This window comes from Streptomyces sp. NPDC007991, from assembly GCF_042958445.1.
In the GTDB taxonomy this organism is placed as follows: domain Bacteria; phylum Actinomycetota; class Actinomycetes; order Streptomycetales; family Streptomycetaceae; genus Streptomyces.
In genome coordinates this window covers 1-19,397 of the sequence record NZ_JBIBJD010000009.1, presented here as the reverse complement: position 1 = coordinate 19,397, position 19,397 = coordinate 1, and the positions used below count along the sequence as shown (strand labels likewise).

Below are 19,397 nucleotides of genomic sequence, written 5' to 3'. Positions count from 1 at the left end.
ATGTCCCGCAGTCGTCCAGACCGCGTCCATGGACGACCGGTTGGCGCCAGGCGGAGCTGAGATCAGCCGACCAGGGACCACAGCCGAGGCCCGCAAGGGCAATCCCCTTGCGGGCCTCGGATGGCGGACCAGGCCGGGATGGGCAGGAAGCGGGCCACCCCGACCGGACCTCACCGGATGTACTTGGCGGGCTTGGTGGCCGCGTTGAGCAGGTACTCCAGGGGGCCGCGGCGGAAGAAGCGGGACCAGATCGCGGCGAACACGATCGCCCCCAGGATGTACGTGAGCACGGGCACCCAGGACTTCGTGGTGCCGGCGCCGGAAGCGGGCCACGCGGACTGTGCGAGGAAGTGGCCGACGTAGGCCGTCAGGGACATCGTGCCCACGGCGATGACCGGTTTCGCCAGGCGACGCAGTCGCGGCAGGCGGTCGATCGCCACCGTCGCGCCCACGATCACGAGGATCGCGACACCCAGGCAGCCGATGGTGTCGAGGGTGGTGCCGGTGTGCGACACGGCACCCAGCAGTTCCGAGGCCGACTGCACGGGCCCGCCGGACCCACTGCCCATGGACCCACTGCCCAGGGACCCGTTGCCCATGGACCCTGCCCCGGGGCCGCTGCCCATGGACCCCGCTCCGGAGCCGCTGGACGGCCCTCCGCCTCCCCCGAAGCTCAACACCGCGCTCGTGCCCCCCAGCAGCGCGGCCAGGCCGTAGGCGCCTACGGTGAGGCTTGCACCGAGCGCCGCCAGGCGCCGCTGGACGGTGGCGGCGGTCAGGTCGAGGCGGGCCAGGGCCATGCCGGCGATCACGAACGCCATCCACGTGATCGTCGGGTAGAGGCCCGTGAGCAGCAGATCGAGTACTCCCACGGTGCTGAGCTTCTCGAGCGGGTCGTAGGCGTTGATGCTCTGCTGGACGGAGTCGCTCAGCCACATCTTCAGGACGAACGCCAGCTGCGGCATGACGAGCGCGATCCCCGCCGCGATGATCGCCAGCGTCTTGGCGCTCAGTCGTACCAGGAGCAGCGCGAGGAGGAAGTAGACGCCGTAGTAGGCGAGGATGATGATGTCCCCGTACTCCATCGCCAGCACGGTGCCCAGCGCCAGCAGGATCACGGCGCGGATGGCGATCCGGGCCTTCGCCTGCCGGCCCGCCAGGCCGGTCTTGGGCTCAAGGCGGCCGGCGATCAGCATCAGCGAGAACCCGGCGAGGGTGGCGAACAGGGCCGACGAGCGCCCCTCCGCCAGGGAGTACACCCAGCTGCCGAGGTCGTTCCCGGCCGACGGCATCGGGGCGATGTGCACGATGTACATGCCGAACACCGCCAGCGCGCGGGCCAGATCCAACCCGACCAGGCGTCCCATCGAGGGGCCGGGCGAGACCTGCCCGGCGGACTCGGACGAGGTTCGGGGCGGTGGAGGCGAGTTCTCCTGCGGAGCCGATGTGTCCTGCGGCGGCTGTATCTGTGTCATACACAGAATCCTTTGGTGCCGTCAGGAGGCGGCCCATCCGGCAGGCTTCGGTAACACCCCCGCCGACCGGCCGGGACCATCCCGCCGACCGGCGGAACAGCGCCGCGGGGGCCGTTCGGCGGGCCCGGTCGGCCAACTGCCCTATTTGATGAAGGCGTTGGCCATCACGACCGTCAGCCCGAGCAACGAGTCCACGGTGCCGATCATCAAGGCGGAGCCCCACGTGCGACCGGCAGCGCGGGCCGCGAGCAGGCCCCAGGCGAACAGCAGCACCACGTTCACGGCGAAGGCCACGTACTCGACGCCCGCTGAGGGCCACCACCCCCAGGCGGCGCCGAGCAGCAGGACCTGTGTCGGCACCGTTGCCACCACCAACGGCCACTCGGACAGCAGCAGCCGCGCCCCGGCGCGCACACCGTGATGGGTCCGGTCGCCGCGCAGGGCGATCAGATGTGCGTAACCGTGCGCCAAGGCCGATGCGACGGCCGTGACCAGGAGCCACTGGGCGCTGCTGAACCGGTCGGCGGGCGCTGTCTCACCCTGCTCCGTCAGGGCGGCCACCATGGAGCTGGCCAGGACCGCCCCGTACACGCCCCCGAACAGCACATGGGGCCGCGCCGCACAGCGGCGCAGAGCACGGACAGGCTGACGCAGGTACAGGTGGGGCATGGCTGGGTGATCCTCGAACGGTACGGAAATCGACTGCGGCCCGCAGACTGGGGCGGGCCCACGGACCGATCCCACCGGACGAGAGCCGCGGACACCATCCGCCGAGCCTCGCCCACCCGCCCGCCGATGGGCCGGAGCGCTCCCCCCGAGCGGCTGGAACCGGCCTGCCGGGTGGCGGGTGTCCACGGCGGCCGCACCGTCGCGCGCCGTGCCGGACGTACTGTCGACAGCAGGCGATCACCGTACGGGTCGCCGAAAAGCTGGGCAGAGCAGACGAGTGTGACGAGTGTGAGGCGGAACGCCGGTGATCCGGGTAGTGGTGGTGGACGACGAGGCTCTGGTGCGGTCCGGGTTCGAGCTGATCCTGAACGCCTCCGACGGCATCCAGGTCGTGGCGACCGCGGAAGGAGCGCAGGCCGCCGACGCGATCCGGCGCGAGCACCCGGACGTCGTGCTCCTCGACATCCGCATGCCGGACGTGGACGGCCTGACCGTCCTCCGGGAGATCCAGACGTTGCCCGAGCCGCCGAAGGTGGCCATGCTGACCACCTTCGACACCGACGAGTACATCCTGACCGCCCTGCGCTCGGGAGCCTCGGGCTTCCTGCTCAAGGACACCGAGCCCGAACAACTCGCCCAACTCGTACGCACCCTGGCCGCGGGCGGGGTGGTGATGTCCCCGAAAGCCTCGCGGGCTCTGCTGCGCGGCCATCCGGGGACGGACACACCCCAGGACGCGGACGTGGCCCGCTTGAACCTGCTCACCGACCGCGAACGGGACGTCCTCGTCCTGATCGCGGAAGGACTGTCCAACGCCGACATCGGCACCCGCATCCATCTGAGCGCGGGCACCGTCAAGGACCACGTCAGCTCGATCCTGACCAAGCTCCGGGTCGCCGGCCGCGTCCAGGCGGCGCTCCTCGCGGAGCGGGCCGGACTGCTCGGCGACGACGGCGCCGACACGGCCCGGGGCAACGCGCGATGAGTGCGGGTCGGGCACTGTGGCAGCGGGTGCCGCCCTGGGTCGTCGATGCGGGCCTCGTCGTGCTCGCCGCGCTCGACGCCTGGATCAACCTCGACGACGGGGCGACACCCCTCATGTGGGCCTGCGCCGCCCTCGGCAGCGCCGGACTGCTCCTGCGCAGGCGCTTTCCGCTCGCCGTCTTCCTGCTGACACTGCCCATGCTGCTGTTCATGGACGTGGGAGTCGCGCCGATCGCCGCGCTGTACACACTGGCCGCGCGCACCCGCAACCGCCCGCTGCTGGCCGGCTGCGCCCTGCTGAACGCGGCGGCGACCACCCTCGCCTGGCCCCTGTCCGAGACGTTTGCCGGCCACACGTCTTCCGGCGACCGGACCTGGACGCTCATCCAGTTCGTCTACACGCTGGCCATGGCCTTCGCCCCGATCCTGTGCGGCCAGCTCGTGCAGGCCAGACACGACGTGGCCCGCCAGCTCGTCGAGGTCAAGGAGGCCCGCGAACACGAACGCGCCCTGCACGCCCAGACCGTCCTCGCCCGCGAACGCGCCCAACTGGCCCGCGAGATGCACGACGTCGTCTCCCACCAGGTCAGCCTCATCGCCGTACAGGCCGGAGTCCTGCAGGTCGCCGCCAAGGACCCCGACGCCCGCGACGCCGCCCGCACCATCCGCACCCTGAGCGTGAACACCCTCGACGAACTCCGCCACATGGTCACCCTGCTGCGCGCCTCCGGCGGCAAGGAAACCGAACTCACCCCCCAGCCCACCCTCGCCGACCTCCAGCAGCTGATCGCCAACAGCGGCATCGAGACCACCCTGACCGGCGGGCTCCCGCCCGGCATCAGCACGACCGCCCAGCGCACCGTCTACCGCACGGTCCAGGAAGCCCTCACGAACGTACGCAAGCACGCCCCCGGCGCCCGCGCCGAGGTACGCCTGTGGCACGACACGCGGCACTTCGGCGTCACCGTCACCAACACCGCCCCCACCCGCCCGTCCGTCGCCCTGCCCAGCGCCCGGCACGGCCTGATCGGCCTGAGAGAACGCGCCGAACTGCTCGGCGGCGCCCTCATCGCCGAACCCACGCCACACGGCGGATACGAGATCGAACTACGGGCCCCCACCCAGCCCGCCTGAGCACAACCCGCCGACGCGGATAAGCGCTGCTTCGCGGAAGCCCGATCGTCAATCCTCGCAGCGGGGGGCACGAATCCGGCACGCGACCGCTGATCACCACGGACAGCAAGAAGGCCCGGGTCTCTGACCTGGGCCTCAATCATGGAGCGGGTGACGAGAATCGAACTCGCGCTCTCAGCTTGGGAAGCGACGGCGCTTGGGCGGTTGTGTCGCTCCTGACCTGCGAATATGTCGCTCACGGTGCAGCAGTGGCGGCTGACTTTGCACCGCTGTTTACCGTGGTTGTCCGGTCTTATGGGCACGCTGTGGGCACGAGCCCGCACCGGGGTGCTGCGTGGCACCTCGACTGGGTCGTTTCGGCGCTGCACCACCGGGTGCGGGATGTCGCCGACCCGGCGGCTTGCAGATGCAAGGTGGTAGCACGAGAGCTGGGGCTGCCCACGCCCCTGAGTTGGCCAGGGCCTGTAGGCCGGTCCGGGCGAGGCGCCCGGACCGGCCGTTTCTCAGTGCGTGAAGGTGAACCAGTTGAGGTTGACGAAGTCGGCGGACTGGCTGCTGGTGAAGGTGAGATAGACGGTGTGTATGCCGGTGACCCCGGAGAGCCCGGCGGTCTTGGTGGTCCAGGTCTGCCAGCCTCCGGTGTTGGTGACCGGGATGGCGGCGATGGGGGCGTTGGAGCGTGAGTCCAGCCGGACTTCGACCTGGCCGCTGATGCCGCTGGCGGCGCCGGAGGCCACCCGGGCCTGGAATCGCGTCGCGGGTGTGGTGCCGAAGGCCACGGTGGCGTATTCCGCCCAGTCACCGTTGGCGAGCCAGCCGATGTCCTGGCCACCGCCGGTGTCGGTGGTGTTCTCGACCCCGACGCCGGACGCATTGCTGTACGCCTCGGCCTGGATCGTCCCGTAGGCGTCAATGCCGCTGTCGTGCGTGAAGGTGAACCAGTTGAGGTTGACGAAGTCGGCGGACTGGCTGCTGGTGAAGGTGAGATAGACGGTGTGTATGCCGGTGACCCCGGAGAGCCCGGCGGTTTTCGTGGTCCAGGTCTGCCAGCCTCCGGTGTTGGTGACCGGGATGGCGGCGATGGGGGCGTTGGAGCGTGAGTCGAGTCGGAGCTCGACCACACCGCTGATGCTGCCGGCGGCGCCGGAGGCCACCCGGATCTTGACCTGGGTCGCGGCTGTGGTGCCGAAGGCCACGGTGTCGTACTCGGCCCAGTCACCGTTGGCGAGCCAGCCGATGTTCTGGCCGCTGCCGGTGTCGGTGGTGTTCTCGACGCGGACGCCGGAGGCGTAGGTGTATGCCTCGGCCTGGATCGTGCCGTACGCGTCGGTGCCGGAGCCGATCGGTAACGAGGCCGGCCAGACATACGTGCCGGCGGTCTTCGCGGGGATCGTGTCCGCGAGCTGTTGCCCCTGACTGCGTAATGTGAAGTTCTGGGCCGAAGTGGTCTGGTTGATGACGACGGTCGCCACCGTGTCGTCGGGGTTGAGGAAGGCGACCGTGGTGATGGCGTTGGTGCGGCCGTAGTCGCTCCATATGCGCTTGGCGCCGCGCTGGACGAATTTCGAGAACTGTGCGAACAGGTAGTACTCGGGCAGCAGCCAGGACGTGTCGCGGTCGTCGGGGTCCTGGATGAGCGGCGTCGGGTCGGGGCGGCCCAGCTGCTGGCTGTCCCGGTTCTGGTCGAGCATCGTCACCCACGAGATATAGCCCGTCGACCAGTTGCGCAGGTACTGCGTGATCCGGTCCGCGCCCGCCGTGCCCCACAGCATGCGCTCTGTCATGATCATGTCAAGATTGGGGTAGTCGGACTTCGCCTGGGACATCGCGCTCGGGTCGCCGGCGTAGTCGTGCCAGGCGATGCCGTCGACGTTCTTGTAGGTGTCGGTGTACCCGGCGTCCTTGGTGCCGAGGGAGTCGGAGAGGTAGCTCCCGACGTCGCCGAAGTTCCAGTCCCAGGCCCAGATCTGCGTGGTGATGCCGTGCGCGTCGAACTCCGCGCGCATGGCGTTGATGAGCTGCCTCGACTGCTGTGCCGTGACGAGCATGCTCGGGTAGATGCCCGCCGGCCAGCCGGGTTCGTTCTGGGGCGAGACGGCGTGGATGGTGATGCCCTGCTCGGCGTACGCCTGCACCGTCATCCGGTAGTAGCGGGCGAGGGTGGGGATGTACTGGTCGAGCAGGTGGCCATCGATGAGGCTGTTGTTGTCCTTCATCCAGGCCGGGGCGCTCCAGGCGGTGCCGCAGATGAAGAGCTCCGGGTTGATCCGGAGTGCTTCCTTCAGGGTCGAGATGATGTGGTTGTCGATGTCCTTCTGGATGGAGAACCGGGACAGGGTGGGGTCGGCCGGGCCGTCGCAGTACGTGTAGAAGTCCGGCGAGTGGTAGAAGTCGGAGCTTCCGAAGCAGATACGGGTGAGGTCGAACCCGGCGCCCTGGGCGGGGTCGAAGAGCGCCTCCATGGCCTGGGTGCGCGCGCCGTCACTCATGAGTGACAGGTTGTGGATGGTCGAGTCCTCCATGGAGGTGCCGATGCCGAGCATGTTCTGGTACGCGGTCGCCGGGTCGACGGTGATCGCTGTTCCGAAGTCGCTGCCTGAGGGGGTCAGGGCGATGTCGTTCTGCCGGGCGAGTTTGTGGGTGACTGCGGCCAGGCCGGAAGCGGGGTCGGTGTACCAGGTGCCGCTCTTGGGCGCGTAACCGCTCGCGGTGGACTCCGAACTCCAGGTCACCTGGGCCGACGTGGCGGCGAGCGGGCGGCTCGGGGTGGCCTCGGCCCGGCTCGGTAGTGCGAGCGCGGACCCCGCCGTCGCGATGGCGGCGGCCATGAAGGTGCGGCGACTGAGTGGGGTGCGACCCTGCGGCCGGGGTGGTCGCGCGGGGGTGGAATCGGGTGTGGACATGGGGCGGCTCCTTGGGATCCGGGCTCGCCGTCCCGGGCGAGCGCAGGCTGGTGGTCGGGGTGCGCAGCCCTGGTGGGCGGCCGGTTGCGGGCCGCGGGCCTGCGTGCCCTCTGACACCTGAAAGAGTGTCACGCCTTAGTTCAAGGTTTTATAGAAGTACTCGGGGCGACGGGCGTCAAGGTGTCCGGCACGGTCGGTCGCATTCGGCGGGCCGGGGTGTCGCTCATGCGGCGCGTTCTTGGCAGCGCGGCACGCTGTGGGGAAGCAGGATGCTCACGACCCACGCCGGCCGCTTGGCAGCCGTGGCCCGGGTTCACGGCAGGGCGAAGGGACCCACGGCATACGCGGGCCACCCCGGACTGGGTCAGGGAGGCAAGCGGGACTTGTGTCGACGTCGGCGTGGGCCAGGATGCTTCCGCAAGGGGACGTGCGGATCACGACATGACCGGATGCCCAGGGCTTCAGCCATGTGCGTGGCATGGCTGAAGCCCCGGGCGGGTCGGGTGGGACGGTGAGCGCCGCCGGCAAGGGGCGACCCTGTTCTGCGAGGAAGACTCAGCGGGCGAAGCTGAACCAGTTCAGGTTGGTGAAGTCGGAGCTCTGGTCGCTGGCGAAGGTCAGGTAGACGGTGTGGGTGCCGGTGACGCCCGGGATGTCGACCGTCTTGGTGGTCCAGGTCTGCCAGCCGCCGGTGTTCTCCACCGTGACGCTGCCGACCGGGGCGCTGTCGCGCGAGTCGAGCCGGACCTCGATGCGGCCGGTGACGCCGCTGCCGGCGCCGGAGGCCACCCGGACCTGGAACCGGGTCGCGGCCTGGGTGCCGAACTGCACCTTGGGGTACTCGGCCCAGTCGCCGGGGGAGATGTAGGCGATGTCCTGTCCACCGCCGGTGTCGCCGGTCTTCTCGACGACGACACCGGAGGCGTTGAGGTAGTTCTCGGCCTGGATGGCGCCGTACGCGTCCGTCCCCGTGTCACGGGTGAACGTGAACCAGTTGAGGTTGACGAAGTTGTCGGGCTGGTCGCTGGTGAAGGTCAGATGGACGGTGTGCGTGCCGGTGATACCGGGGGTGGCGGTGATGTCTACGATCTTGGTGATCCAGCTCTGCCAGCCGCCGGTGCCGTCCACCCGGACACTGGCAACCGGCTCGCTGGAGCGTGAGTCGAGCCTGAGCTCGATCCGGCCGCTGACACCGTCACCGACGCCGGACGCGATGCGGATCTTGAACTGCTTCGCGGCCTCGGTGCCGAACGCCACGTTGCGGTACTCGGCCCAGCTGCCCTTGCCTATCCAGCCGATGTCCTCGCCGCCACCGGTGTCGCCGGTGACCTCGACGGCGACACTGGAGGCATCGTTGTACGCCTCGGCCTGGATCCTGCCGTACGCGTCGACGGGGGTGGCGGACGTGGACGAGGGCGTCCAGACGTACGTGCCGACGGTCTTCGGCGGCAGGGCGTCGATGAGCTGCTGCTTCCCGCTGCGCAGGGTGAACTCCTGGCCCTCGGAGGTCCCGTTGATCACGACGGTGGCGATCGCGCCGTCCGGGTTACGGAAGGCGACGGTGGTGACGGTGTCGGTGGAGCCGTAGTCGCTCCAGACGCGCTTGGCGCCGCGCTGGACGAACTTCGAGAACTGTGCGAACAGGTAGTACTCGGGCAGCATCCAGTACGTGTTCCGCCGCTCCGGGTCCTGGATGAGCGGCGTCGGGTCGGGGCGGCCCAGCTGCTGGCTGTCCCGGTTCTGGTCGAGCATCGTCACCCACGAGATGTAGCCCGTGGACCAGCTGCGCAGATACCGCGCGATCCGGTCGGCGCCGTTGGTGCCCCAGAGCATCCGCTCGGTCAGGACCATGTCGAGGTCGGGGTAGTCGGTCTTCGCCAGGGACATCGCGCTCGGGTCGCCGGAGTAGTCGTGCCAGGCGATGCCGTCGACGTTCTTGTAGGTGTCGGTGTAGCCGGACTCCTGGGTGCCGAGGGAGTCGGTGAGGTACGACCCGACGTCGCCGAAGTTCCAGTCCCAGGCCCAGATCTGCGTCTTGATGCCGTGCGCGTCGAACTCCTTGCGCATGGCGTTGATGAGCTTCTTCGACTGCTCCGCGCTGACGAGCATGCTCGGGTAGATGCCCGCCGGCCAGCCGGGCTCGTTCTGCGGCGAGACGGCGTGGATGGTGATGCCCTGCTTGGCGTACGCCTGCACGGTCTTGCGGTAGTAGACGGCGAGGGTGGGGATGTATTCGTCGAGCAGGTGGCCGTCGATGAGGCTGTTGTTGTCCTTCATCCAGGCCGGGGCGCTCCAGGCGGTGCCGCAAATGAACAGGTCCGGGTTGATCCGGAGTGCTTCCTTCAGGGTCGAGATGATGTGGTTGTCGATGTCCTTCTGGATGGAGAACCGCGAGAGGGCGGGGTCGGCCGGGCCGTCGCAGTAGGTGTAGAAGTCAGGCGAGTGGTAGAAGTCGGAGCTGCCGAAGCAGATACGGGTGAGGTCGAACCCGGCGCCCCTGGTGGGGTGGAAGAGCGCTTCGAGGGCCTTGGTGCGCGTTCTCCGGCTCATCAGCGACAGGTTGTGGATGGTCGAGTCCTCCATGGAGGAGCCGATGCCGACCATCTTCTGGTACGCCTTCGCCGGGTCGATGTTGATCACTGTGCCGAAGTCCCTGCCGGAGGCGGTCACCGCGATGTCGTCCTGCCGGCTGAGCTTGTAGGCGACCGAGGCCAGGCCGACCGCCGGATCGGCGTACCACGTGCCGCTCTTGGGCGCGTAGCCGTTCGCGGTGGACTCCGAGCTCCAGGTCACCCGGGCGCTACCGGTGGCGCTCGCACGGCTCGGAGCCGCACTCGCCTGGCCCGGCAGCCCGAGGACGGACCCGGCCGCCGCCGTCGCAACGGCGGCGGCGATGAAGTTGCGGCGGCTGAGCGGGGCGCGGCCCTGCGGGGACGACGGGTGCGCGGGCATGGAAGCAGACGTGGACATGGAGCGGCTCCTTAGTTCTGGGCTCGCCATCCCGGGCGAGCGGCTGCTTGTCGAGTACGCAGCCCAGGGCAGGCGGCCGAGCGAGGGCCGCGATGCCCGCGTGTCCCCGCAGTGGGGGCGTCACGAATTAATTTAAGGAGTAATGGAAGCGAACTCCGGCCGTCAAGACATCGGACACGGTTGATCGAGTCGGCCGGGCTCGGGCACAGTCCCGGAACGTCCCGGGCGAGGCGGCGTCAGAAAGTCCGAAGTGCCCAGCTCGATGGTCAACTCGCGGGCCGGACCTACGACTTGCTCCGCCTGGCCCGCAGGGTCACGCGTGCCCGCCGTTGTGTTCGCGACCGCCCGCAGCGCGCCGTCCGCCCCGGGCGAAGAAATCGGCGAGGGGCAGGGTCGCGGCGCCGACCGTGACTGCGTCCGGACCGAGCTTGCCGAGGTCGATGGAGACGCGTTCGGCCGGGTGGCCCAGGGCGTACGAGGCGGCGTGCCGGCGTACCGCGGGCAGGAAACGGGTGCCGAGCTGGAGCCCCGCCCAGCCGCCGATGAGGATGCGTTCGGGCTGGAAGAGGTTGATCAGGTCGGACAGCCCGGCACCCACGTACTCGGCGGTCTCCTCCAGGACGGCGAGTGCCGCCGGGTCGGCGTCGGCGCCCTCGGCCGGATGGGCGGCGGCGAGCATCGCGGCCAGTGCGGTCTCCTCGTCGACGTCCTCCGGCGGGCGTCCGCCCTCCTCGCGCCAGCGGTCGAGGAGCGCCCCCGCACCCGCGTACGCCTCCAGGCAACCCAGGGCGCCGCAGCGGCAGCGGCGCCCGCCGACCTGTACGGTCACATGCCCCCACTCCAGGGGCCGGCCGTACTCCACCTCCTCGGTGACGAGGCAGGCACCGATGCCCGAGCCGAAGAGGACGACTATCGCGTTGCGGGTGCCACGACCGGCTCCGAACCACATCTCGGCCTGGCCGAGCGTGCGGGCGCCGTTGTCGATGAAGTACGGGACGGAGTCGGGGAGTTCACACGTCGAACGCAGCAGGCACTCGAGCGGGACGGCGTCCCACCCGATCGTCTGGCCGTGGACCACGGCCCCCTGCTCCGCTGTGCGGGCCACGATGCCGGGGACGCCGATACCGACCCCCAGCAGCCGCTCGGGGGTGATGTCCGTCTCGGCCAGGACCTCGGCGATACCGTCGCGGATGTGGCCGACGATGACTTCGACGTCGTAGCCGTGGTGCTCCAGGGGCCGTTCGGTGCGGGCGAGTTCGGTGAGGCTTAGGTCGAAGAGCTCGACGCGTACGCGAGTCTCGCCGACGTCGACGCCGATCATGTGGCCGCTGGCGGGAGCGACGCGCACCAGGGTGCGAGGGCGGCCGCCGTCGGACTCGACGGTGCCGGCCTCCTCGACCAGACCGTCCTCGACCAGTTCCGCGACAACGTTGCTGATGGACCCGCCGCTCAGTCCGGTGGCCGGAGCCAGTTCGAAGCGGCTCATCGGCCCGTCGAAATACAACCGTTGCAGTACGGCGGTGCGATTGCCCCGTCGCAGGTCACGCACTGTCCGCCCGTTCCGCCCCGCCATGTGGGTCCCTTCCGACTCTGCCCGGACCTGCAAGATACCGCCGTCCGAGCCCTTGACGCGACATTCTTTCGCGTCTTAAATCACGCCATAAATTAACCCCCTGGGTGCGGTTTCGGGAAACGAACGCACCCCGGCCCCGACGGCCCGCCTTCCGGCTGGCCGTGGGTCTCCCCCTGGAAGGGACGCCAGAGCCATGCGCAGAACCAGAGCCGCTGCCGCCGGTGCGGTCACCGTTTCCCTGCTCACCGCCGTGACCGCCTGTGGTGGCGGCTCGGCGACCGGAGGCGGGTCCAACGACTCGCCGAAGACGCTGACCTACTGGGCCTCCAACCAGGGCGCCAGCATCGAGGTCGACAAGAAGGTCCTCCAGCCCGAGCTCGACAAGTTCGAGAAGCAGACCGGGATCAAGGTGAAGCTGGAGGTCATCCCCTGGTCCGACCTGCTCAACCGGATCCTCACCGCCACCACCTCCGGCCAGGGCCCCGACGTCCTGAACATCGGCAACACCTGGAGCGCCTCCCTCCAGGCCACCGGCGCGCTGCTGCCCTGGGACGCGAAGAACTTCGACGCGATCGGCGGCAAGGACCGCTTCGTCGACTCCGCGCTCGGCTCGACGGGAGCGCAGGGCGAGGACCCGGCCGCCGTACCGCTGTACTCGATGTCGTACGCCCTTTACTACAACAAGAAGATGTTCGCCGACGCGGGCATCACCGAGCCGCCGGCCACCTGGGACGAGCTGATCGCCGACGGCAAGAAGCTCACCAAGGGCGGCAAGTGGGGCATCGGCATCGAGGGCGCGAACCCCTCGGAGAACGTCCACCACGCCTTCGTCTTCGCCAAGCAGCACGGCGCGGACTTCTTCACCGCCGACGGCAAGCCCGACTTCACCAATGACGGCGCCGTCGCCGGGGTCAAGCAGTACGTCGACCTGATGGCCAAGGACAAGATCGCCGCGCCGGGCAACGCCGAGTACGCCCAGAACCAGTCGGTCAGCGACTTCGCCAAGCGCAAGACCGCGATGCTGCTGTGGCAGTCCGCGTCCGCCAACCTCAAGTCGCAGGGCATGAACGAGGACGAGTACGGCGTCGCCCCGGTCCCCGTGCAGTCCGGCACCCCGGGCACCGGCAAGCAGGTCAACTCCATGGTCGCGGGCATCAACCTCGCCGTCTTCAAGAACAGCGACAACCTCGACGGTGCCAAGAAGTTCGTGAAGTTCATGACCAGCGACGAGGAGCAGAAGGTCCTGAACACCGCGTACAGCTCCATCCCGCCGGTGAAGGCCGCCCAGGAGGACGCCTCCTTCAACGCCGGGGCCAACACGGTCCTGAAGGACACTCTCGCCACCAGCGCCGCCGCGATGCCGCAGGTCGCCGACGAGTCCCAGTTCGAGACGGCCGTCGGTACGGCTGTGAAGGAACTGCTCGCCGATGCGGCGGCCGGACGCCCGGTCACCACCGCCTCGGTGAAGGCCGCGCTGGAGAAGGCCCAGCAGCAGATGCCGGCGAAGTGAGCACGATGACGACCACTGCTTCCGCAGAGGCCGCCGTGCACAAGAGCCCTTCCGGGGCGGCCGGCCCAAGTCCCCGCAGCCGCCGCCCCGGAAGGATCCGCCGCATCGGACTGCCGTATCTGCTGCTCCTGCCCGCACTCATCCTCGAACTCCTCGTCCATCTCGTGCCGATGGTGATCGGCATCGTAATGAGCTTCAAGGAGCTCACGCAGTTCTACATCCGCGACTGGGGCGCGGCGCCCTGGACGGCCCTCGACAACTACAAGGTGTCGGTGGACTTCGACGCCCCGGTCGGCGAGGCCCTGCTCCATTCGTTCCTCGTCACCGTCGCCTTCACCGTGCTCTCGGTCGGCCTGTGCTGGCTGATCGGCACGGCGGCCGCGATCTTCATGCAGGACACCTTCCGCGGCCGCGGCCTGCTCCGCGCGCTGTTCATCGTCCCGTACGCGCTGCCCGTGTACGCGGCTGTGATCACCTGGGTGTTCATGTTCCAGCACGACAACGGCCTGGTGAACCACGTCCTGCACGACCAGCTCGGCCTCACCGACAAGCCGTCCTTCTGGCTCATCGGCGACAACAGCTTCTGGGCCCTGCTGACCGTGTCCGTGTGGAAGGGCTGGCCCTTTGCCTTCCTCATCATCATGGCCGGGCTGCAGAACATCCCGGGCGAGCTGTACGAGGCCGCCGCTCTGGACGGCGCCGGCATGTGGCAGCGGATCCGCCGCATCACGCTCCCGTCCCTCGGCCCGGTCAACCAGGTCCTGGTCCTGGTCCTCTTCCTGTGGACGTTCAACGACTTCAACACGCCGTACGTCCTGTTCGGGAAGTCGGCACCGGAGGCTGCGGACCTGATCTCGGTGCACATCTACCAGGCGTCGTTCGTGACGTGGAACTTCGGCACCGGTTCCGCGATGTCTGTCCTTCTCCTGCTCTTCCTGCTCGTGGTGACGGGCGTCTATCTCCTGCTGACCTCCCGAGGAAGGAAGGCGGCCCATGGCTAGCACCACCTCCCAGGCGCCCCGCTCGCCGATGGCCCCGCCCCGGTCCTTCCTCTGGTCCCGGCGGATCTTCCTCACCCTGCTCACCGGGTTCGTCCTGCTACCGGTCTACGTGATGGTCTCCAGCTCACTGAAGCCCCTGGAGGACGTCTCGGGGAAGTTCCGCTGGCTGCCGAGCGAGCTGACGATCCGCCCGTACATCGACATCTGGTCGACGATCCCGCTCGCCCGCTACTTCGTGAACTCGCTGATCGTGGCGGGCGCGGCGACGGTGTGCTCGGTGGTGATCGCGGTCTTCGCGGCTTACGCGGTCAGCCGCTACGAGTTCCGGGGCAAGCGGATCTTCACGGTCACTGTCCTGTCCACGCAGATGTTCCCCGGCATCCTCTTCCTGCTCCCGCTGTTCCTGATCTACGTCAACATCGGCAACGCCACGGGCATCGCCCTGTTCGGCTCACGCGGCGGCCTGATCCTGACCTACCTCACCTTCTCCCTCCCCTTCTCCATCTGGATGCTGATCGGGTACTTCGAGTCGGTGCCGCGCGAGCTGGACGAGGCGGCGAAGGTGGACGGCAACGGACCCCTCGGCGCGCTGTTCCGTGTGGTGGTCCCCGCTGCGATTCCCGGAATCGTCGCGGTCGCCGTCTACGCCTTCATGACGGCCTGGGGCGAGGTGCTCTTCGCGTCGGTGATGACCAACGACACCACCCGCACCCTCGCCGTCGGCCTCCAGGGCTACTCCACGCTCAACAACGTCTACTGGAACCAGATCATGGCCGCGTCGCTGGTCGTGAGCGTGCCCGTGGTCGCCGGGTTCCTGCTCCTCCAGCGCTACCTCGTCGCCGGCCTGACGGCGGGAGCCGTCAAGTGACCCGCCCCCCTACCCCCACTTCCCCCGCCTCCGAAGGGAATCCCGTGACCATCGACCTTGCCGCACTCCCCGACGACTTCCTGTGGGGCACGGCCACATCGGCGTACCAGATCGAGGGAGCCGTGGCGGAGGACGGCCGTTCCCCGTCCATCTGGGACACCTTCTCGCACACCCCTGGAAAGATCGACAACAACGACCACGGCGACACCGCCTGCGACCACTACCACCGCTGGCGCGAGGACATCGCCCTGATGCGCCAACTCGGCACCAACGCCTACCGCTTGTCCATCGCCTGGCCACGCGTGGTACCGGGCGGCGACGGCCCGGTCAACGCCAAGGGCCTCGCCTTCTACGACGAGCTGATCGACGCACTGCTGGAAGCGGGCATCACCCCGTCCGTCACCCTCTACCACTGGGACCTGCCCCAGGTACTCCAGGACCGGGGCGGCTGGCCGGAACGCGACACGGCCCACCACCTCGCCTCGTACGCGGCGGCCGTAGCCGAACGCCTCGGCGACCGCGTCCACCACTGGACCACCCTCAACGAACCCCTGTGCTCAGCCTGGATCGGCCACCTCGAAGGCAAGATGGCCCCCGGCCTCACCGACCTCACGGCCGCCGTCCGCGCCTCCTACCACCTCCTCCTCGGCCACGGCCTGGCCACGCAGGCGATCCGCGCCGCCGCCCCCGGCGCCCAGGTCGGCATCGTCAACAACCTCTCCACGATCCACGCCGCCACCGACAGGCCGGAAGACCTCGACGCCGCCCGCCGCATGGACGGCCACACCAACCGATGGTGGCTGGACCCGGTGCACGGCCGCGGCTTCCCGTCGGACATGCGCGAGGTGTACGGAGTCGAACTCCCGGAACAAGCGGGCGACTTGGAGACCATCGCCCAGCCTCTGGACTGGCTGGGCCTCAACTACTACATGCCGATCCCCGTCGCCGACGACCCCACCGCCCCGGCCCCGTTCGTCCGTCAGGTCCCCCGCCCCGGCGTACCCCGCACCGGCATGGACTGGGAGATCGACGCGAACGGCATCGAAACCCTGCTGCTCCGCCTGACCCACGACTACGCCGCCCGCAAGCTGTACATCACCGAGAACGGCTCCGCCTACCCCGACGTCGTACGCCCCGACGGGACAGTCGACGACCCGGAACGCCAGGAGTACCTGATCAGCCACCTCGCGGCCTGCGCCTCAGCCGCCCGCAAGGGCGCCCCCCTGGCCGGCTACTTCGCCTGGTCCCTGCTGGACAACTTCGAGTGGGCCTACGGCTACGACAAGCGGTTCGGTCTTGTCCACGTCGACTACAAGACCCAGAAGCGCACGGTGAAGGGCACCGGACACCGGTACACGGGGATCATCCGTTCTCACGCGGAACAGGAACGCAGGGCTGCCTGAGCGGAAGGATGCGGGAATCGCCGGGCTGCTCCAGCGGCCTGGGGCCACTCCGGCTGCCGGCCTTCGGCGTCCATTGCCCAGCGCGGTCACGCTGGGCCGGTTATGGCGGCTCACCTCGCATCCGGCTGGCTTCCGAGGATTGTCTCTCCCGCTGCTCGTGCCCAGATGGCTTGCTGGCGCGTGGTGAAGCCCATGCGGTTCCAGCGGAAGAGGATGTGCCTGGCCAGGATGCCGCGTGTGCCGAGACCGAGTTGCCCTTCGCGCCCGGCGGGACCGAGGGTACGGCCGCAGTGCTCCATCCCCGTGAACCAATCCGCGACGGGTGCCAGTGGGCCCCTGGCCCTGAGGGCGGGAGTGGCGTCGGTCGTCAGCAGTCTGTTCAGTACGGGGGCCATGGCGGTCACTTGGTCAACCGGGATGTCATCGGGCAGGGGGCGCGCTGCCTCAACGCGGGCCCAGACGTCGCCCTGCTCGCTCCATTCCTGTCCTGCGGCGCGGAGGAAGAGGCTGATGAGGAGGAGCGAGGTGGCCTTGGCATCGGGGAGGGCCTTCCCCTCCTTTCCTGTGTGGTGCAGGTAGTCGAGGACGCCGAGGCTGTCGGTGTGGAACAGGGCATGGGCGATGTCTATGCCGTACAGGCCGCCGAATGCGGTGGTCTCCGGCTCGTACGGTGACGGCCACCAGCGCTCGACTCCACCTCCTGAGACCGCGGTGTCGAGTAGCTCGCGGGTCTGCCGTGACAAGTCGTCTGCCGTGGAACGCGGACCCGGGCGGCTCGGAGGCGCCGGCACGGGTGCTTGTCGATGAACCACCAGCGAATCGTCCGTCGTTCTTGTTCGGCCCGCTGCCTCGCTCTCTCGGCTTGCGCCTCTGCCCTAGCTAATTGGACTAGACAACAAACAAACCCCAGGTCGCTGACCTGGGGTTTCATCGTGGAGCGGGTGACGAGAATCGAACTCGCGCTCTCAGCTTGGGAAGCTTGGGTCCTCCGCGCTCGATTGGCGCGCTGACCCGATGCGCAGCGGTGTCACGACATGTGGACGTGCTCGGTGAGTGACCGCTGTTCCCCGTGGCTCCCCGCGCTGTCTGGCACGGGTCTGGCACGGTGCTTATCGCGGCCCTGGCGGCTTGGGGACACCCTTGTCCGTCAGCGCGTCGGTGAACTTAACGGCGAACCGGTGTGTCTCGGGTGACACGTCGGTGGGCTCGCTGGCGTACGAGCGGAAGGTGTCCGGGTTTCGCTCAGCCTCGTGCAACCAGCGGGCCAGGCGGTGAAGCTCTCGCTCAGGCACGCCGCCTCGCCCGATCCGTCCACGTGCTGTGCGATCACTACGAGAACGGGACCATCAGTGCCCGACGGGCCCCGAGAGGGCCGCATACGTGCGCTGGCTGACGCACTGTCCCGGGTGCCGGGGCTGCCGAGCGGTGAATGAGCCCGGTGAGGCTGTCGGCACATGCGAGACCCGGAGCCGGCTGCACGAGGAGTATTGCCGCGCTCGGCGCGATGCTGCGGCCTCCTGCCAACAGTTCCGAGATGTCTGAGGTCTCCTGTCGCACCTGTGTCCACAACCTGTGGACGTAAGCCCGCGGCCCTTGTGACGCGGAGAGTGCTGATCTTGCGCGCACCCCGTAGGCGCTCCGCGCGACAAAACGGCCCAGGTCTCTGACCTGTGCACTGAGCCTCGGCGAGCTCCTCCTCACTCCGCTCCAGAGCGAGCTCGACGCTCTCCCGGCGCACCACGGGATAGCCGTCGTAGGGATCTTCAAGTGCCTCCGGAAATGCCCTGTCTGACGCCCACCGCAAGCTCACTCACTGACAGGCGGGGGCCCGGGCCTCGCGGCCTCCGGCAGTTCATAACGATCAGGTGAATAACGCTAGCTCGAGGCAACCACACATCAGCTCCACAAGTCACACACCCGCAAGTCACAACGCAAGTCCCAGGGGGGACCATGAGCCAGCAGTACCCGCACCAGACCCAGCAGCCCGGATACGGCGAGCCCCAGCAGCCCGGCAGCAACGGCCTGGCCACCACCGCACTCGTCCTCGGCATCATCGCCGTCGTAGTCAGCTTCATCCCTGTCCTCAACGTTGTCGTCTGGCCGCTCGCGATCCTCGGCATCATCTTCGGCGCCATCGGCCTCTCCAAGGCGGGCAAGGTCCGCAAGGGCAAGGGCGCCGGCATCACCGGCCTCGTCACGTCGGCCGTAGCGATCGTGATGTTCTTCGCCATGAACGCCCTGTTCTTCTCCGCCGTCGACAAGGCCAGTGAGGAGCTGGACAAGTCGTACGACTCCACCGCCGTCGGCGACGGTAAGTCCAAGACCGGCGGCGCCAAGGAGTCCGAGGTCATGAAGGACTTCAAGGTCACCAAGTGCGACGTGGTCACCGGTGAATTCGACATCAAGGAGATGGCGATCCACGTCGACTACGCCAACAACGGCGACCGCCGGTACTCGTACTTCGTTGAGGGCGAGGTCCTGGCCGACGGCAAGAAGGTCAGCGACTTCATGTCAACCGCCGAGAACCTCGCCAAGGGCCAGAAGTTCACCGACAAGGATGCTGGTGCGCTGGTGAACGCGGACGAGATCAAGGACGCCAAGAAGCTCGAGTGCAAGACCATCAAAGCGTCCCGAACTGCCTTCTGATCGCTGACGTCACGCGACACTGACCCCCCACCCCTAGGCCCCGCCGCGCACTCCGCAGCGGCGGGGCTCACTGCATCCTGGAGCCCATGGAGTCGCAGCGCGGCGCGCGGCGGGTGATCACACCGGACAGCAAAAGGGCCCAGGTCTCTGACCTGGGCCTTCTTCATGGAGCGGGTGACGAGAATCGAACTCGCGCTCTCAGCTTGGGAAGCTGCGATCTTTTGGCGTCTGTCCGGGCAATGACCTGGGTGAACGCCCCGG

General features: G+C 68.5%; 13 protein-coding genes. 7 read left to right on the top strand and 6 right to left on the bottom strand.

From position 1 onward, the window contains the following. Positions 1-170: 170 nt before the first annotated feature. Positions 171-1,475: a DUF418 domain-containing protein gene (locus tag ACFZDA_RS25435; protein WP_391085773.1), complete on the bottom strand. Its 1,305-nt coding sequence runs from the start codon at positions 1,473-1,475 to the stop codon at positions 171-173. A 141-nt stretch (positions 1,476-1,616) separates the two neighbouring features. Then, positions 1,617-2,144, bottom strand: a complete 528-nt coding sequence (locus ACFZDA_RS25430) for a hypothetical protein (protein ID WP_391085772.1) — start codon at positions 2,142-2,144, stop codon at positions 1,617-1,619. A 316-nt stretch (positions 2,145-2,460) separates the two neighbouring features. On the opposite strand from ACFZDA_RS25430, the gene ACFZDA_RS25425 reads away from it, so the two are divergent. Both ACFZDA_RS25425 and ACFZDA_RS25420 read left to right on the top strand, forming a co-directional pair. Further along, complete coding sequence (locus ACFZDA_RS25425; protein WP_391086488.1) at positions 2,461-3,129, top strand: response regulator; 669 nt, start codon at positions 2,461-2,463, stop codon at positions 3,127-3,129. After that, entirely contained in the window at positions 3,126-4,262 is a 1,137-nt protein-coding gene (locus tag ACFZDA_RS25420) for a histidine kinase (RefSeq protein WP_391085771.1), read from the top strand. Before ACFZDA_RS25425 ends, ACFZDA_RS25420 begins: the two co-directional genes overlap by 4 nt. Positions 4,263-4,765: 503 nt before the next feature. Here ACFZDA_RS25420 and ACFZDA_RS25415 read toward each other — a convergent pair. From ACFZDA_RS25415 to ACFZDA_RS25405, 3 genes are all read right to left on the bottom strand, one after another. Then, a complete protein-coding gene (locus tag ACFZDA_RS25415) occupies positions 4,766-7,165 on the bottom strand; it encodes a carbohydrate-binding protein (RefSeq protein ID WP_391085769.1) in 2,400 nt (799 codons plus the stop codon). A 555-nt stretch (positions 7,166-7,720) separates the two neighbouring features. Continuing rightward, on the bottom strand, positions 7,721-10,135 hold the full coding sequence (locus tag ACFZDA_RS25410; RefSeq protein ID WP_391085767.1) for a carbohydrate-binding protein: 2,415 nt from the start codon (positions 10,133-10,135) through the stop codon (positions 7,721-7,723). A 313-nt stretch (positions 10,136-10,448) separates the two neighbouring features. Further along, positions 10,449-11,708, bottom strand: coding sequence for an ROK family protein (locus tag ACFZDA_RS25405; RefSeq protein WP_391085765.1), 1,260 nt, complete (start codon positions 11,706-11,708; stop codon positions 10,449-10,451). Between the two features lie 193 nt (positions 11,709-11,901). Here ACFZDA_RS25405 and ACFZDA_RS25400 point away from each other — a divergent pair, with 193 nt between their 5' ends. From ACFZDA_RS25400 to ACFZDA_RS25385, 4 genes are read left to right on the top strand one after another with little or no spacing between them, the layout of a single operon-like run. Beyond that, positions 11,902-13,218, top strand: a complete 1,317-nt coding sequence (locus ACFZDA_RS25400) for an extracellular solute-binding protein (RefSeq protein WP_391085763.1) — start codon at positions 11,902-11,904, stop codon at positions 13,216-13,218. 5 nt (positions 13,219-13,223) lie between these two features. Further along, positions 13,224-14,219, top strand: a complete 996-nt coding sequence (locus ACFZDA_RS25395; protein WP_391085760.1) for an ABC transporter permease subunit — start codon at positions 13,224-13,226, stop codon at positions 14,217-14,219. Positions 14,220-14,247: 28 nt separating this feature from the next. Continuing rightward, positions 14,248-15,087: an ABC transporter permease subunit gene (locus tag ACFZDA_RS25390; RefSeq protein ID WP_391086486.1), complete on the top strand. Its 840-nt coding sequence runs from the start codon at positions 14,248-14,250 to the stop codon at positions 15,085-15,087. A gap of 44 nt (positions 15,088-15,131) precedes the next feature. Next, positions 15,132-16,490: a GH1 family beta-glucosidase gene (locus ACFZDA_RS25385; RefSeq protein WP_391085759.1), complete on the top strand. Its 1,359-nt coding sequence runs from the start codon at positions 15,132-15,134 to the stop codon at positions 16,488-16,490. A 110-nt stretch (positions 16,491-16,600) separates the two neighbouring features. Here the strand turns inward: ACFZDA_RS25385 and ACFZDA_RS25380 are convergent, their stop codons facing one another. Beyond that, entirely contained in the window at positions 16,601-17,233 is a 633-nt protein-coding gene (locus tag ACFZDA_RS25380) for a thiopeptide-type bacteriocin biosynthesis protein (RefSeq protein ID WP_391085757.1), read from the bottom strand. A 1,207-nt stretch (positions 17,234-18,440) separates the two neighbouring features. On the opposite strand from ACFZDA_RS25380, the gene ACFZDA_RS25375 reads away from it, so the two are divergent. Then, a complete protein-coding gene (locus tag ACFZDA_RS25375) occupies positions 18,441-19,136 on the top strand; it encodes a DUF4190 domain-containing protein (RefSeq protein ID WP_391085755.1) in 696 nt (231 codons plus the stop codon). Positions 19,137-19,397: the final 261 nt, after the last annotated feature.